The 14,479-nt window shown below is 71.3% G+C and carries 17 protein-coding genes; 7 read left to right on the top strand and 10 right to left on the bottom strand.

What is annotated here, in order from left to right; genetic code table 11:
* Positions 1 to 46: 46 nt before the first annotated feature.
* The 3 genes from AC3YNX_RS13875 to AC3YNX_RS13865 are packed head-to-tail and all read left to right on the top strand — an operon-like array spanning position 47 to position 2,896.
* Complete coding sequence (locus AC3YNX_RS13875; protein ID WP_489995825.1) at positions 47 to 580, top strand: ferritin-like domain-containing protein; 534 nt, start codon at positions 47 to 49, stop codon at positions 578 to 580.
* A gap of 4 nt (positions 581 to 584) precedes the next feature.
* On the top strand, positions 585 to 2,180 hold the full coding sequence (locus AC3YNX_RS13870) for a phytoene desaturase family protein (protein WP_489995824.1): 1,596 nt from the start codon (positions 585 to 587) through the stop codon (positions 2,178 to 2,180).
* A gap of 56 nt (positions 2,181 to 2,236) precedes the next feature.
* Positions 2,237 to 2,896, top strand: a complete 660-nt coding sequence (locus AC3YNX_RS13865; RefSeq protein ID WP_127782805.1) for a TetR/AcrR family transcriptional regulator — start codon at positions 2,237 to 2,239, stop codon at positions 2,894 to 2,896.
* 37 nt (positions 2,897 to 2,933) lie between these two features.
* Here AC3YNX_RS13865 and AC3YNX_RS13860 read toward each other — a convergent pair whose 3' ends face one another.
* From AC3YNX_RS13860 to AC3YNX_RS13830, 7 genes are all read right to left on the bottom strand, one after another.
* Entirely contained in the window at positions 2,934 to 4,022 is a 1,089-nt protein-coding gene (locus AC3YNX_RS13860; RefSeq protein WP_489995823.1) for a 5'-3' exonuclease, read from the bottom strand.
* A 53-nt stretch (positions 4,023 to 4,075) separates the two neighbouring features.
* A complete protein-coding gene (locus AC3YNX_RS13855; RefSeq protein WP_489995822.1) occupies positions 4,076 to 4,513 on the bottom strand; it encodes a phosphatase domain-containing protein in 438 nt (145 codons plus the stop codon).
* A gap of 8 nt (positions 4,514 to 4,521) precedes the next feature.
* A complete protein-coding gene (locus tag AC3YNX_RS13850) occupies positions 4,522 to 5,583 on the bottom strand; it encodes an NAD(P)H-dependent amine dehydrogenase family protein (protein WP_489995821.1) in 1,062 nt (353 codons plus the stop codon).
* Positions 5,584 to 5,604: 21 nt separating this feature from the next.
* Positions 5,605 to 5,943 carry a hypothetical protein gene (locus tag AC3YNX_RS13845; protein ID WP_489995820.1) on the bottom strand — a complete coding sequence of 113 codons (339 nt, stop codon included), beginning with the start codon at positions 5,941 to 5,943 and terminating at the stop codon, positions 5,605 to 5,607.
* Between the two features lie 288 nt (positions 5,944 to 6,231).
* Complete coding sequence (locus tag AC3YNX_RS13840) at positions 6,232 to 6,363, bottom strand: putative transporter small subunit (RefSeq protein WP_241249825.1); 132 nt, start codon at positions 6,361 to 6,363, stop codon at positions 6,232 to 6,234.
* The gene (locus tag AC3YNX_RS13835) at positions 6,360 to 7,787 is read right to left on the bottom strand and encodes a sodium:solute symporter family transporter (protein ID WP_489995951.1); all 1,428 of its coding nucleotides are present in this window, start codon (positions 7,785 to 7,787) and stop codon (positions 6,360 to 6,362) included. The genes AC3YNX_RS13840 and AC3YNX_RS13835 overlap by 4 nt, the downstream gene beginning before the upstream one ends.
* A 66-nt stretch (positions 7,788 to 7,853) precedes the next feature.
* A complete protein-coding gene (locus AC3YNX_RS13830) occupies positions 7,854 to 8,060 on the bottom strand; it encodes a hypothetical protein (RefSeq protein WP_489995819.1) in 207 nt (68 codons plus the stop codon).
* 329 nt (positions 8,061 to 8,389) lie between these two features.
* On the opposite strand from AC3YNX_RS13830, the gene AC3YNX_RS13825 reads away from it, so the two are divergent.
* The gene (locus AC3YNX_RS13825) at positions 8,390 to 9,196 is read left to right on the top strand and encodes a phosphotransferase (protein ID WP_489995818.1); all 807 of its coding nucleotides are present in this window, start codon (positions 8,390 to 8,392) and stop codon (positions 9,194 to 9,196) included.
* Here AC3YNX_RS13825 and AC3YNX_RS13820 read toward each other — a convergent pair.
* Positions 9,177 to 10,442, bottom strand: a complete 1,266-nt coding sequence (locus AC3YNX_RS13820) for an HNH endonuclease signature motif containing protein (protein ID WP_489995817.1) — start codon at positions 10,440 to 10,442, stop codon at positions 9,177 to 9,179. The two genes, AC3YNX_RS13825 and AC3YNX_RS13820, sit on opposite strands and share 20 nt — an antisense overlap.
* A 246-nt stretch (positions 10,443 to 10,688) precedes the next feature.
* Between AC3YNX_RS13820 and AC3YNX_RS13815 the strand changes: the two genes are divergently transcribed.
* The 3 genes from AC3YNX_RS13815 to AC3YNX_RS13805 are packed head-to-tail and all read left to right on the top strand — an operon-like array spanning position 10,689 to position 13,644.
* On the top strand, positions 10,689 to 12,038 hold the full coding sequence (locus tag AC3YNX_RS13815; RefSeq protein ID WP_489995816.1) for a flavin-containing monooxygenase: 1,350 nt from the start codon (positions 10,689 to 10,691) through the stop codon (positions 12,036 to 12,038).
* Positions 12,035 to 12,703 carry a TetR/AcrR family transcriptional regulator gene (locus AC3YNX_RS13810; RefSeq protein WP_489995815.1) on the top strand — a complete coding sequence of 223 codons (669 nt, stop codon included), beginning with the start codon at positions 12,035 to 12,037 and terminating at the stop codon, positions 12,701 to 12,703. Before AC3YNX_RS13815 ends, AC3YNX_RS13810 begins: the two co-directional genes overlap by 4 nt.
* Entirely contained in the window at positions 12,700 to 13,644 is a 945-nt protein-coding gene (locus AC3YNX_RS13805) for an alpha/beta hydrolase (RefSeq protein WP_127782814.1), read from the top strand. Before AC3YNX_RS13810 ends, AC3YNX_RS13805 begins: the two co-directional genes overlap by 4 nt.
* Position 13,645: 1 nt before the next feature.
* Here the strand turns inward: AC3YNX_RS13805 and AC3YNX_RS13800 are convergent, their stop codons facing one another.
* Positions 13,646 to 13,774, bottom strand: a complete 129-nt coding sequence (locus tag AC3YNX_RS13800; protein ID WP_489995814.1) for a hypothetical protein — start codon at positions 13,772 to 13,774, stop codon at positions 13,646 to 13,648.
* On the bottom strand, positions 13,771 to 14,430 hold the full coding sequence (locus tag AC3YNX_RS13795; protein ID WP_127782815.1) for a DsbA family oxidoreductase: 660 nt from the start codon (positions 14,428 to 14,430) through the stop codon (positions 13,771 to 13,773). The genes AC3YNX_RS13800 and AC3YNX_RS13795 overlap by 4 nt, the downstream gene beginning before the upstream one ends.
* Positions 14,431 to 14,479 lie beyond the last annotated feature (49 nt).

The raw sequence follows: 14,479 nt of genomic DNA, 5'->3' as shown, positions 1-14,479 counted from the left end.
ACGATGGAGGCGAGGCGTCCGTCGGACCGACCCTCAGGAGACCGCGATGGCCAACCAGTTCGCCCTGGACGTGACCAGGATCCGCGACGACGCCCGCGCAAGGATGGCCGCCGGCGCGGTCACCGAGGGCAACATGATCGACCGGGACAACCTGATCGACATCCTCAACCAGGTGGTGGCCACCGAGATCGTCTGCTACCTGCGCTACACCCAGCACGCCATCGTGGCCACTGGCGTGGACCGGGCCCAGGTTGCCGCGGAGTTCACCGAGCACGCCGCCGACGAGATGAAGCACGGCCTGCGGGCGGCGGAGCGGATCAGCCAGCTGGGCGGCAACCCCGACTTCGACCCCGTGACCCTGCGCGAGCGCTCGCACACCCAGTACGTGGAGACCGAGGACAACGACCTCACCCGCATGCTGGAGGAGAACCTCGTCGCCGAGTGCATCGTCATCACCTCCTACCAGGAGATCGCCCGCTGGATCGGTGACCGCGACCCCACCACGCGCCGCCTGATGGAGTCGATCCTGGAGGAGGAGGAGGAACACGCCGACGACTTGAACGACCTTCTGGGAAACTGACCGGGTGGTCACCACAACAGCGGATGCGGTCATCGTCGGAGCCGGGCACCACGGGTTGGTGGCCGCCGCGGCGCTCGCTGACGCGGGCTGGGACGTGGTGGTGCTCGAGGGCAACGACGACGTCGGGGGAGCGGTGCGCTCCGCCGAGCTGGTCCCTGGTTACACCAGCGACCTGTTCAGCGCGTTCTACCCGCTGGGCGCGGCGTCGCCAGCCATCACCGCAATGGAGCTCGAGCAGCACGGCCTGATCTGGACCCACGCGCCCACGGTGGTGGCGCACCCCACCGGCCCCGACGACACCGAGGGCGTGGTGCTGCACCGCGACCCGCAGCGCACCGCCGACGGCCTGGCCCAGCACGACGCCCGTGACGGCAAGGCGTGGCTGGAGCTGGTGGAGCGCTGGCAGCAGATTCGCCAGCCGTTGCTGGACACCTTGTTCCGGCCGTTCCCACCGGTGCAGGGCCCCACCGCGATGCTGGCCAGCCTGGGCCCGGCCGAGACGCTGCGGTTCCTGCGCTTCATGCTGCTGCCGGCCCGGCGGATGGGTCGTGAGCTCTTCCACAGCGAGGCGGCTCGGCTGCTGCTGCTGGGCAACGCGATGCACGCCGACGTCCCGGTGGACGCGCCGGTGAGCGGCGCCTTCGGCTTCCTCATGACGATGCTGGCCCAGGACGTCGGCTTTCCCGTGCCGGTGGGCGGGGCCGGCGAGCTGACCGCGACCATGGCCCGCCGCGGAGAGTCGGTGGGCGTGCAGGTGCACACCGGGCAGCACGTGGAGGCCATCGAGGTGCGCGGTGGCCGGGCCGTGGGGGTGCGCACCGCGGAGGGGATGCAGGTACGGGCGCGCCGGGCCGTCATCGCCGACACGTCGGCGCTGAGCCTCTACCGCGACCTGCTGCCCGCCGCAGTGGTGCCCCCGCGGCTGTTGCGCGATCTTGAGCACTTCGAGTGGGACACCCCGGTGGTCAAGGTCAACTACGCGCTGGACGCGCCCATCCCGTGGCGGGCCCGGGGCCTGCACGGCGCCGGCACGGTGCACCTGGGCGCCGACGAGCGCGGCCTGGTGCAGTGGATGGCCGACCTCAACACGGAGGTGGTGCCGCGCACCCCGTTCATGCTGTTCGGGCAGATGACCACCGCTGACGCCACCCGCTCGCCCGAGGGCACCGAGAGTGCCTGGGCCTACAGCCACCTGCCGCGGGAGGTCACCGACGACGACTCCGCCGAGACCCTGGCCCAGCGGATGGACGAGGTGCTGGAGGCGCACGCCCCCGGCTTCGCCCGGCAGGTGGTGGGCCGCTTGGTGCAGAAGCCCAGCGACCTCGCCGGCGCGGACGCCAACCTGCTCTTCGGCACCGTCAACGGGGGCACCGCGCAGCTGCAGCAGCAGCTGATCTTCCGGCCGACCCCCGGCCTGGGCCGGGCCGAGACCCCGATCTCCGGTCTGTACCTGGGGAGTGCGGGTGCCCACCCCGGCGGCGGGGTGCACGGGGTGTGCGGCCTCAACGCGGCCAAGGCGGCACTGGGCGAGCAGGGACTCCTGGGCCTGCCCCGGCGACGGGTCACCAGCGCTCTGCTCGGGTTGTTGAACCGGGGCTAGAAAAACAGCGGCCGTGAAATGCATCACTAACCGCCAGTTCACGCTAACGTCGCGCCATGACTCCCGCTGACGCGCGTGGATCGACCAGGACGAAGCGCCGCGACCTGCTCCTGGACGCCACCGCCGCCATCGTCATCGACGAGGGCTGGTCGGCGGTGACGATGGGCCGGCTGGCCTCGGCGGTGCAGGTGAGCAGGCAGAGCGTCTACAACGAGCTGGGCAGCAAGGACAAGCTGGCGGTGGCGCTGGTCGCCAGGGAGACCCGGCGATTCCTGGACACCGTGCAGCTGCAGCTGCTCAGCCACCCCGAGGACATGACGACGGCGACGATGGCGGCGGTGGACTCCGCGCTGCGGATGGGAGAGGAGAACCCGCTGCTGCGGGCCATCATCTCGGCGGCGCACGGCAAGGCTGACGGCCTGCTGCCCCTGCTCACCATCCGGTCGGCACCCGTGCTGGACAGCTCGGTGATGATGCTGACGACCTTCGCCGACGAGCACTGGTCCGGGCTGGCCGGCTCCACCGACGAGCTGCACGAGCTGGTCGACGCCATCGTGCGGCTCACCCTCAGCCACCTGGTGCGACCGCAGTGGCCGGTGCCGCGGGTGACCGCCCTGGTGGGGCGCCTGGTGGATGCCGCGCTGCTGGCGGCCCGCACCGAGGCGGGCGTCAGCCGCGCGCCCACCAACGGCCGCCTCACCGAGGCGCACCGCTGACGCTGCGCCACCGGCTGGGCTGGGCCATGGCGGCGCGCTAGCCGAACAGGCTGAGCTGCAGGCTCTCCGGCTCCGGTGCACGGGCCGTGGCGCGGGTGCGGGTGCGGACTGGGGGAGCCTCCGCCGGGTGCGGCGCGCCCTGGCTGGCGGGGCCAGCCTGGATGAAGCGGGGACGCGGCTCGCAGTGCGCCAGCGCCACCGCCGCGCTCTCGGCCATCGCGCCCAGCTGCGCGTCAGCGAGCGCGGCGCGCAGGGCGTCCTCCGCCACCGGCAGCCGTCCGGCGCCGTCCACGGCCGACAGCGCCAGGCCCAGCTCGAGGTCGGTGGCCATCGTCATCAGCTCGACGTTGCGCCGGTAGGCCGCCCGGGAGTCGGCGTCGCGCAGCTTGGCCACCATGGACTGTCCGGCGGCCTTGGCCACCCGCAGCCCGTCGTTGTCGTCGACGTCGGCGAAGGCCTGCTCCACGGTGTCGAACTCGGCGAGCAGCTTCACCGCGCTCTTGGGGCCCACCCCACGGATGCCGGGCAGGTTGTCGGAGGTGTCCCCGCGCATGGCGGCGTAGTCGCGGTACTGGTGCGGGTGCACGCCGTTGAGGATGTGCATGCGCTGCCGGTTGAGCAGTGGTGAGGCGTCCACCCCGCCGTTGATCAGGCGCAGCACCTTGCACGTGTCGGACACCAGGGCGAAGGCGTCCCGGTCCGAGGTCATCACCACGGTGTCCCACCCGGCGACAGCCGCGTGCGCCGCCGCTGACGCCACCACGTCGTCGGCCTCCATGCCCGGGGCGACGACGGTGTGCACGCCGGCCGCGTTCAGCAGCGGTCCCGCCGCGGCCAGCTGCACCAGCAGGTCCTCCGGCTTGTCGGCTCGGTGCGCCTTGTAGGCGGGGTAGCGCGTCTTGCGCACGTTGCTGGTGGAGTCGTCCAGGCCCACCACCACCGCGTCGGCGCCCACCCGGCGCACTCCGCCGACCAGCTGCGACAGCAGGCCCTTCAGCGCCCAGGTGGGGGAGCCGTCGGCGGCACGCAGCTCGGAGTGCTTGAGCGCGTGGTAGGAGCGGTGGATCAGCGAGTTGCCGTCCACGGCGAGCAGGACGGGGCGATCAGCGGGGTCTTCCGGGTGCACGGCCCCCACTCTGCCCGTACCGCCGCGGGCCGGAGCACCCGGCTCACCGGTCCTCACCCCGCGGGGGCGAAGCGTTGCACGTAGCCCCGCTGCCACGGCGTCTCCACCGCCCGGCGGTGGTAGTGGGTGCGCACGTAGCGCACCGCCTCGGTGGGCGGCACCCCGTCGAGCACGGCGAGACAGGCCAGCGCGGTGCCGGTGCGCCCGCGCCCGCCGCCGCAGCCGATCTCCACCCGCACGTGCGGGCTCTGCTCCCACGCCTGCACCAGGGCCTGGCGCGCGGTTTCGCGGTCGCGAGGCAGCCCGAAGTCCGGCCAGCGCACCCAGCGCGAGGGCCACGGAGTCGGCTGCGGCTCGTGGCCCAGCAGGTACACGCCAAGCTCGGGCACCGGGCCGGGAGGCAGCGGCCGGCGCAGCGCGCGCCCCCGCACCAGCCGCCCCGAGGGCAGCTCCAGCACGCCCGGCTGGTGGGCGTCCCAGGGCTCACCCACGGCGAGGCCTAGGCGCGCAGCAGATCTGGGTGTGCCCGGCCGGCCACCATGGGCAGCTCCACCGAGGTGACCACCCCAGGGGCGGCCGCGCACACGTAGGGCACGGCGTTGACGCAGTGCGCCGCCGTGGCGACGATGCCGGGGTTGCTGGCCAGCCCCGCCTCCACGCTCTCCGGCTGCCAGCCGCGGATGGTGACGAAGGTGTCGGGGTTGCCGCGCACCTCGATCTCGAAGCGCTCACCCTCCTCGCCGAGCGTCCAGGCCGGCTCCAGGTGCTCCTCGCCCATCAACCAGCTCACACCGATCTGCACCACCAGCCGGTCGCCGACGAAGGCCTCCCAGAAGAACTTCTGCGCAGCGACCTGGCCGGGCTCGATCACCCCGATGGGGGAGTCGATGGGGGCGGTGGCCACCGCCAGCTCGTGGCGCGGACGGATGTCCACGTCACCGCCGATACCGAGGGTGTCGACCACCATGCGCACCGACTGGGTGAACCCGCGGCTGAGCAGGTCCAGCATCGGTCCGGTGCGCGCCTGCTCCGGCGTGGAGCCGAAGAACATGATCGAGCGGACCACGTCCGGTGCGCCGTAGGTGCGGATGTCGGAGAACTCCTCCGCACGCACGAAGGTCACCGCCGAGGACATCGACGACAGCAGCAGCGGGAACACCTCGGTGACGCCACCGGGGTCGATCCCGGTGCCGTGCAGGCTCACCCCACCGTCGAGACAGGCCTGCTCGACCTTGGTCGTCTCCTTGTCGGTGGGGTAGTACCAGCCCACCGGGGTGATCACGTTCTTGCCCGAGCGCAGCAGCGCTGCCACCTCCCGCGAGCTGGGGACCAGGGGCGCGTAGACCACTGCGTCGGCCTCCAGCGCCAGGATCTCCTCGACGCTGCTGGTGGCCCGGACGCCGAGCGGGTCGAGGCCCGCGAGCTCGCCGGCGTCACAGCCGTGCTTGTCCGCCGAGTGCACCCAGCAGCCGACCAGCTCGAGCTCGGGATGGGCCACGATGGCCCCGATCGCGGCGCGTCCCACGGAACCGGTGGCCCACTGCACTACCCGCAACACCATGACCGGCTCCTTGCCTGTTGGTTAGAGCCACGGTATTGCGGGGAGCGGCAGTGTCAATGGGATCAGCGTCAATGGCCTCGGCTCAGACGTGACCGCCGGCTGTGGGACGCCGGTGCCCGCGGGGATCGTGGTGACGTCGCCGTGGCGCTTCGCGCGGTGCGCCACCCAGCGGTCGGCCGCCAGGTTGAGCAGCGCACCGACCACACCCCAGACCACGATCACCAGCAGGTTGCCGCCGACACCGTGCCCGTCGAAGTAGACCGACAAGCCACCACCGGAGGCAGGCACACCACCCAGCATGACTGGGACGATCGCGGCGAGTCCGAACGTGCGGGTGAAGGCCCCGGTGACCAGCGCCATGGCGAAGATGGTCAGCGAGCCGACACCGGTCAGCTCCCAGGCGTGGCCGTTGACCGCGCCGATGAGGACGTCGAACAGGAACCACAGCCACAGGGCCCATGCCCACCGACCAGCCGGCGAGCAGCGGCAGGCGCTGGCGCAGCCGCGTGAGCTCCGGTGCTCCGCCGCGGAACACCGCCATGATCAGGAAGCCCGCCATGATCCAGGCCATGCTGACGTACATGCTGTTGCTGCCCATGCCGTCGTCCGACCGAGAGCCCGGAGCAGGACTGACGCTCCCGGTGGGGGTCAGATCATGTCGCGACCCTCGCGCCGTGCCTCCAGGTAGTCCCGGAGGAACGCCCTGCTGATCACGAACAGCACGCCGGCAACCAGGACCGGCCAGACCAGCATGTAGAGGGTGAGCGCAACGGTGCTCATGCGCGGGTTCCTTCCGTCGTGGGTGCCGTGGTGGAGGGGCCGGCGCGGGAGGGGTCGGCGCGGGAAGGATCGAAGTCCCCAGTGCCCTTGGCGATCAGGGCAAAGTCGAAGCGGGTGCGCTGGCGCACCGACATGCCGAAGCAGACCAGCGTGCTGACGGCGTACGCGGCCAGCGAGGCGCTGAGCGTGGCGTAGTCGTGCAAGAAGCCGAGCACGAACGGGGCGGAGACCAGCGCCGACAGCACGGCCACCACCTGCGCGACGCGCAGGCCGAAGAACCCGAAGGCCATCAGGCCGAGAACCACCCCGATCCCCACCACGGAGAGGACGTCGGTGAGCAGCCCCACCGCACCGTTCACGGGTACCCAGCTGAATCGGATGGGCAGGAAGACGGCAAGTGCGGCGAGCACCGAGGTGGTGAAGGCCCGGTTGGTCACCTTGTCCCAGTAGAAGCTGGCGATCACCGGGAAGACCAGCGCCCCCCAGAGCGCGCCCACGAAGACCAGCAGGTCCAGGATGCTCAGCTGGAGGCTCGCCAGCGCGACCGCGACCGCGGTGGCCACCACCATCGTGGTGCGGCCGACCAGCACCATGGTCCGGGGGTTCGCGCCCTTCTTGCCGGCGAGGTTCTGGCCGTAGACGTCAGCCATCGCGATGGAGGCGAGCGCGGCGAGGTCGGAGTCCGCTGTGGACGACAGCGCTCCGATGATCATCACGAAGAACACCGCCAGCAGCACGGCCGGCAGGTAGCTCATGGCCATCTGCGGGATCACGTTGTTCACGTCGCCGTCCATCGGCTCGATCCCGAGGTACAGCGCCAGGACCCCGAGCATGCCGACGCCGATCACGGTGGCGCCGTAGCCGATGGTCGCCGTGATGAAGGTCGGCTTGATGAGGTTCTCGCGCACCGCGAACAAGCGCTGCGCGATGGTCTGGTTGCCGATGGCGTAGGCCAGCACCGCGGCGATGTAGGGGGCGCCCTGGTTGAGGAACGCGTCGCTGGAGAAGAAGCTGCCCTGCTGCGCGGTGAGGTTGCCTGCGCCGCTCTCGAACGCGGCGGGGAAACCTGCGGCGAAGAAGATGAACGGCACGATCACCACCACGGCGCCGAGCATGGCGACCACCTGGATGAAGTCGGTCAGCACCGAGGCCCGAAAGCCCGACCACAGCGTGTAGAGCAGGACCCCGCCGGCGACGATGAACACCCCCTGGATGAAGTTGAACGGCGACAGCATGGAGATGAGGACTCCGCCGGCCAGAAAGTTCGACATCAGGCTGATCACGCTGCCGACCACGTTGGACCCGGCCAGCATCAGCTGGCTGGAGCGACCGTGACGCACGCGCATCACCTCGGCCAAGGTGTGGGCCTTGGGCGCCACCGCGCGGATGCGGCGTCCGAAGGGGTAGATGAACAGGATCATCAGCGCACCCCACAGCCCGTAGTGAATGGGACCGGAGATGCCGTAGGTGTAGCCGGAGGTGGCCGAGGGTTACAGCGACGACGCCCAGATCCACGTGGCGGTCATGCTCGCGGCCGAGATGCCGAATCCAAGCTTGTTCCCGGCGGTCATGTACCCGTCGGCGTTCTCCTCGCGCTTTCCGATGCGCAGCGAGACCCAGAAGGTGCCACCGTAGAAGAACACCAGGAGGCCGACGATCGCCACGACGCTGAGCTGCGTGAAACCTGAATCAGGCACACGCCACCTCCTTCATCAACTTCGAGCTCGGACCCGTTCCCTCCGGTGTGGTCACAGAGTCGGGTCGCGCCAGGTGTCGGTGGGCTGCGAGGCCGTCCAACGGTGTGATTCTTCGCAGACGGTGGCAAACCCACCCTTGTCGGACAGTGCGGACGTTATCAACGCCAGCTTTGTCGCGAGGTACCGGCACCAAGCCATAGCACCCTGGAACGAATACCCGAAATGGCCCGCTGACCGGCTGACATGGCGTCGCGGTCAACCGCTGGACAGCCCGGTGCGGCCGTGCCACGGTGGTCTCTCGGACCGTGCGGGAAAGGGGTCGGTCTCGAGTGTCGACGCCACTGGACCGAGCGAGCGAGGCGCTGCGGCGGCACGGCCTCGGTCGGTGGGCTCCGCCGGCGCCCTGGGGCAACGGTCTGGACCACGTGGTGTTTCGGGCCGGCGACCTGGTCGTGCGCGTGGGGCGCGACGCCGGCGTGGCCCACGAGAGCGGGCTGCTCGCCGTCCTCGCGGCGGCCGACCTGGGGGTGGCGGTTCCCTGCCCCGTGCTGGTGGATGCCGAGCTGGGAGTGCTGGCCTACCCGCTGCTGCCGGGCGCCTCGCTGCTGGGGCAGGCGCCGCCGCAGGGGAGTGCGACGACCCTCGCGCGGGCGTTGCGGCGGCTGCACCGGGTGGACTCGGCGGCGGTGGCGGGGCTCGTCCCCCGGGAGATCGATCCGGGACTGGAGTGGCTGGCCGACCTGCGCGGCCCCGCCGAGCACCTCGACCTCCTCCACGCCGCCGTACCTGATGCACCGGAGCACCCCGTGCTGTGCCACAACGACCTGGGAGCTGAGCACCTGCTGGCCGACGGCGGCGAGCTCACCGGCATCCTCGACTGGTCGGACGCGGCGATCACCGACCCGGCCATCGACCTGTCCCGGCTGCTCCGCGACTTCGGGCCGCGCTTCCTGGACGAGGTGCTGGACGGCTACGGCGACCTGGGCGGCGACGCGATGCCGCGGATCTACTTCTATGCCCGCTGCGCCGCGCTGGAGGACCTCGCCCACGCGCGGGCCACCGGTCGCGCGGAGTACGCGGTGGCGGCGCGGCGCAGCCTCACCTGGCTGTTTGCGGCTAGGCCGCCCCCCTGCTAATCGCCCCAGAGCCGGGAACCGCCGGCTGTGGTCTTCGTTGGTGTGCTGGTCGTGGGGTGCCGCCTGGGTCGATCCAGGGTGGTGGGGTGAACCAGGGTTGGCGGTCGTCACCGATGGTGACCGACCAGCCTTGGTGGTGGACAACGCGGTGGTGGTGTCCGCACAGCAGGACGAGGTTGCTTAGTGCGGTGTCGCCGTTGTTGACCCAGTGGACGATGTGGTGGGCGTGGCACCAGCCTGGTGGTCGGCCGCAGCCGGGGAAGGCGCAGCCGCGGTCGCGGGCGATGAGGGCCCTTCGGAGACCACCGGACACCACGTAGGTGGTGCGTCCGACGTCGAGGGGTACGCCGTTCTCGTCCAGGGTCATGGGGGTGACTTCGGCGTCGCAGGCCAACCGGCGGGCGGCGGCGATGGACAAGGGGCCGAGGAAGGTGAGCTCGGCGGCCGGGCCGCGGCCGGCGGCGAGGGCGTCGGCGCGCACGTGCAGGGTGAGGTGCGGGCGGGCGTAGCCCTCCCCGGGCACGCAGACGTGATCGGCGGCGCGGCCGAGCAGGTCGACGAAGGCGTCGCCGAGGCGTCGGGCGGGTGAGCGGGTGTCCTTCTCGCCGGTGTCTTCAAGTCGTGGTTTCGCCAATGGGGACAACACGGCCTTGGCGAGCTCGGCGGCTTCGGTGTCGAGCCAGCCGGTGAGCTTGTGCAGCCCGTCGCCGCAGTCACTGATGCGCAGCTGCCGGCGGGTGACTGCTTGTTCCTCGGTGAGCTCAGCATCGTCGGGGCAGATGCGGGCGAGCAGGTCCTTGCCACGCCGGCCCAACGCCTGTGGGTCCTCCAGGCGGGCGGCGTCCAGCAGGTAGGTGCGGCAGGCGTCGACACCGTCATCGGGCAGGTCGTTGGGCAGCTGCTGCAACACTCGCACGATCACCTCGGCGTGTTCGCTCAGCAGGGCGCCGGAGTCCAGCGCGGCGGCCACATCGGGCAGCCGATCCAGGGCCAGGCCCAACCGCACCATTCGCGATGCCGCACCCGGGGACACGTGGCTCACGTCGGTCAGCCACCGCGCGGTGTTCGCGGCGCCCAGCTCGATTGCTGCTCCCCGCCGGTCGATCTCGGTGATGGTTCGTAGCTGCAGGCCATTGATGGCGGAGGTGGCGGCGCCGAGGTCGCGAGCGAACGTCACCAGCTCATCCGACCCCAGGCGCCACAGCTCCACCCCAGTGGGGTCTGCGAGGGCACCGGCCATGTCCATGAGTCGAACACTAGTTCGAACCACCGACAGTTTCCGCGCCAGTGACCGAACGCTGGCCAGTGCGGGTGCGATGCCCTCGCCGAGCACCCCGGGGACGCGCAGCGCCTCCGGCCGCCCTGACGTCTGTAAGCAATAGTTGACGCACGTCACAATTCGACCTAGGTTCTGCTGTGACCAGCCTCACTCGGCTGCTGCGCACCATCTTTCCCGCCCAGGGCCGGCTGCGGCTCACCTCCAGGAGGACACGTGTCCCGTCCCACCACTGCCGTCATCGGCGCCGGCATCAGCGGTCTCACCGCGGGCAAGATGCTCGGCGACTACGGCGTGCCGTACACCTGCTTCGAGATGTCCGACCGCATCGGTGGCAACTGGGCGTTCGGCAACCCCAACGGGGTCAGCAGCGCCTACCGCTCGCTGCACATCGACACCTCCAAGCACCAGCTGTCCTTCCGGGACTTCCCGATGCCGATGACCTACCCGGACTTCCCGCACCACACCCAGGTCAAGGCCTACCTGGAGGACTACGCCACGGCGTTCGACCTCAAGCAGCACATCGAGTTCGACAACGGGGTGGAGCACGCCGAGCGGCTCGCCGGCGGGGGCTGGGAGCTCACCACCGGGCGCGGCGAGACTCGACGCTTCGACTTCCTCGTGGTCGGCAACGGCCACCACTGGGACCCGCGCACCCCCAGCTTCCCGGGCACGTTCTCCGGGGTGGAGATGCACTCCCACCACTACATCGACCCGCGCAGCCCGCTGGACCTCACCGGCAAGCGGATCCTGGTGGTGGGGCTGGGCAACAGCGCCGCCGACATCACCGTGGAGCTGTCCTCGCGCACCCTGCAGAACGACGTCACCCTCTCCACCCGCTCCGGCGCCTGGATCGTGCCCAAGTACCTGGCGGGCAAGCCGGCCGACAAGTACTTCAAGACCTCGCCCACCATCCCGGCGCGCTGGCAGCGCAAGCTCACCCAGCTCACTGCGCCGCTGATCGCCGGCAACCCCGAGGACTACGGCCTGCCCAAGCCCAACCACAAGTTCATGGAGGCCCACCCCACCCAGTCGGTGGAGCTGCCGCTGCGGCTGGGCTCCGGCGACGTGGTGGCCAAGCCCAACGTCACCCTGCTGGACGGGGAGACGGTGCACTTCGAGGACGGCACCAGCAGCGACTTCGACGTCATCGTCTACGCCACCGGCTACAACATCACCTTCCCGTTCTTCGACGAGAGCTTCCTCAGCGCGCCGGACAACCACGTGCCGCTGTACAAGCGGATGTTCAAGCCGGGCATCGACGACCTCGCCTTCGTCGGGTTCGCCCAGTCCACGCCCACCCTGTTCCCGTTCGTGGAGTGCCAGGCCCGCCTCGTCGCGGCCTACGCGGCCGGGCGCTACCGGCTGCCGCCGGTGGCCGAGATGGAGCAGGTGATCGTGGCGGAGGAGCAGAAGTACACCGGACACATGGTGGCCTCGGCGCGGCACACCCAGCAGGTGGACTTCTTCCTCTACGAGCACGACATGCGCACCAAGGAGCTGCCCGCCGGGCTGCAGCGCGCCACCGCTGAGGGCGCGCCCCTGCTCGCCGGCCGGACCACGTGAGCGCACGGTCGCTGACCGACCGCCGCGCTGGCGCCGCCGGCGACCTCCGCAGGACCGCGTTGCTGCGAGCCCTCGACGAGCAGCTGCGGCAGACCGACGGGGACCTGGACGCGGTCAACGTCGGCGACCTCACCAAGCAGGCCGGGGTGACGCGGCCGGCGTTCTACTTCTACTTCGAGAGCAAGGCGGCTGCCGTGGCCGCCGCGGCCGACGAGATGTACGGCGAGGTCTCCACCGCGACGTCGGTGCTGCTCGGCGAGGGGGACCCGGCCACCCGGATCACCCGGACGCTCGCGGCGCTGGTGCGCGCCGGGCGCGACCACCGCCACCTCTACCGGGCCATGCTGCAGGCCCGCAACACCTCGGCGGAGGTCCGGGCTCTCTGGGAGGCTGACCGCCGTCAGTTCGTCGCCCCGATCGCGGCGATGATCACCGACGAGCGGGCCGCGGGCCGCGCCGCCGCGGGCGCACCCGCGGAGGCCCTGGCCACCATGCTCCTCGACCTCAACGAACGACTGCTGGAGCGGCTCACCTTCGTCACCGACGCCGACCCCACCGCGCTGACCGACGCCGTGGCCGCCATCTGGCTGGCCACCATCTACGGACGCACCGACCTGCTGCACCCGAGCACCCACCTGACCACACAGCAAGGGACACCGGAATGACCACGCACGAGCTCCCCACCCGCCAGGAAGCCGGCTACCAGCAGGTCTCCTTCTCCTCGGCCGGCACCACCTGCGACGCCTGGCACTTCACCGCCGGCTCCGACGCGTTGACCACCGCGGCGGGACGGCCCGTGGTGGTGATGGCGCACGGGCTGGGTGGCACCAAGGACTCTGGGCTGCAGCCCTTCGCCGAGGCGCTGGCCGCCGCGGGGCTGGACGTGTTCGCCTTCGACTACCGCGGCTTCGGCACCAGCGGCGGCAGCCCCCGCCAGCGAGTGTCACCCACCGGCCAGCTGGCCGACTACCGCGCCGCCATGCGGGCCGCCGCGGCGCTGGACGGGGTGGACGCGCACCGGCTGGTGCTGTGGGGGGTGTCGCTGTCGGGCGGGCACGTGCTGGCCGCCGGCGCCGACCGCGACGACGTGGCCGCCGTCATCTCGCTGACCCCGCTGGTGGACGGCACGTCCGCGGGACGGCACGCCATGGCCCACCACAAGCCCACCGAGCTGCTGCGCTCCGGCGCGGCCGCGGTGCGCAGCCGGGTGTCCGGCCTGGTCGGCAGGGCGCCGGTGATGATGCCGGTGGTGGGCCGGCCGGGGGAGATGGCCGCGCTGTCGCTGGACGGCTGCTACGAGGACTACCTCTCCCTCGCCGGCCCGTCGTGGCGCAACGAGATCGACGCCGCGGTGGGCGTGGAGCTGGGCAGCTACAAGCCGGGCAAGCAGGCTGACCGGCTGCGCTGCCCGCTGCTGGTGCAGATCGGCGACTTCGACCGCAGCGCCCCGCCGCAGGCTGCCGCCACCGCTGCCTTCGCGGGCCGGGCCGAGGTGCGCCACTACCCGTGCGACCACTTCGACGTGTGGCCCGGCAAGGAGTGGTTCGACACCACCGTGGCCCACCAGGTGGCGTTCCTGACCCGCCACCTGGCCCCCGCCGACTAGCTCAGCTGGCGCTGGGGCCGGGGTCCGTCTCATGCGCCGGCGCCGGCTCCGGCTGCTCGGGCAGCGCGCACACGCCGTCCACGCACACCGCGCCGGCGCCGTCACCGACCATCTCGAACGGCGAGGTCACGCCGGCACCTCCGCGGCGGCCTGGGTGAGCGCCTGCTCGAACAGCTCGGCCGGCTGGGCGCCGGAGACGCCGTAGCGGCCGTCGATGACGAAGAACGGCACGCCGCTGATGCCGTAGGCGCGGGCCTGGTCGATGTCGGCCTGCACCGCGTCGCGGTAGGTGCCCTCGGCCAGGTCGGCACGCACCTGCGCGGCGTCCAGGCCCACCTCCGCGGCCAGCTCGGCGAGGTCGTCGTCGTGGCCGACGTGGCGGCCCTCGGTGAAGTAGGCGTGCAGCAGCCGCTCCTTGAGCTGCACCTGCAGCCCGTGGGCCTTGGCCACGTGCAGCACCTCGTGCGCCTTGAGGGTCTTGGTGTGCCGGACGGCCGCGTAGTCGAAGGTGATGCCCTCGGCGGCGCCGGTGGCGGTCATCTGCTCCAGCAGCTGGCGGACCTGCTCGACGGGCATGCCCTTGTGCTGGGCGAGGAAGTCGACCTCGCTGCCCTCGTAGTCCACCGGGGTGTCCGGGGCGAGCTCGAAGGAGTGGTACTCCACCTCCACCTCGCCGCCACCGGCCTGCTGGTAGCGGCGCACCCCCTCCTCGAAGCGGTGCTTGCCGACGTAGCACCAGGGGCAGGCGATGTCGGACCAGATGTCTACCTTCAGCGGGCTGCTCATGCCCGGGGCAACACCACGGGCAGACGCCGGTATTCCGGCGGCGGTGCGG

This window comes from Rhodococcus sp. Z13_19A (assembly GCF_058133575.1).
Note: the sequence above shows the minus strand (reverse complement) of the source record. Positions and strands in the feature narration are given on the sequence as shown.

Coding starts and splice junctions, on each gene's coding strand:
- AC3YNX_RS13875 (WP_489995825.1), top strand. CDS start 47: ATGGCCAACCAGTTCGCCCTGGACGTGACCAGGATCCGCGACGACGCC.
- AC3YNX_RS13865 (WP_127782805.1), top strand. CDS start 2,237: ATGACTCCCGCTGACGCGCGTGGATCGACCAGGACGAAGCGCCGCGAC.
- AC3YNX_RS13850 (WP_489995821.1), bottom strand. CDS start 5,583: ATGGTGTTGCGGGTAGTGCAGTGGGCCACCGGTTCCGTGGGACGCGCC.
- AC3YNX_RS13845 (WP_489995820.1), bottom strand. CDS start 5,943: ATGGCGCTGGTCACCGGGGCCTTCACCCGCACGTTCGGACTCGCCGCG.
- AC3YNX_RS13840 (WP_241249825.1), bottom strand. CDS start 6,363: ATGAGCACCGTTGCGCTCACCCTCTACATGCTGGTCTGGCCGGTCCTG.
- AC3YNX_RS13820 (WP_489995817.1), bottom strand. CDS start 10,442: ATGGACATGGCCGGTGCCCTCGCAGACCCCACTGGGGTGGAGCTGTGG.
- AC3YNX_RS13805 (WP_127782814.1), top strand. CDS start 12,700: ATGACCACGCACGAGCTCCCCACCCGCCAGGAAGCCGGCTACCAGCAG.
- AC3YNX_RS13795 (WP_127782815.1), bottom strand. CDS start 14,430: ATGAGCAGCCCGCTGAAGGTAGACATCTGGTCCGACATCGCCTGCCCC.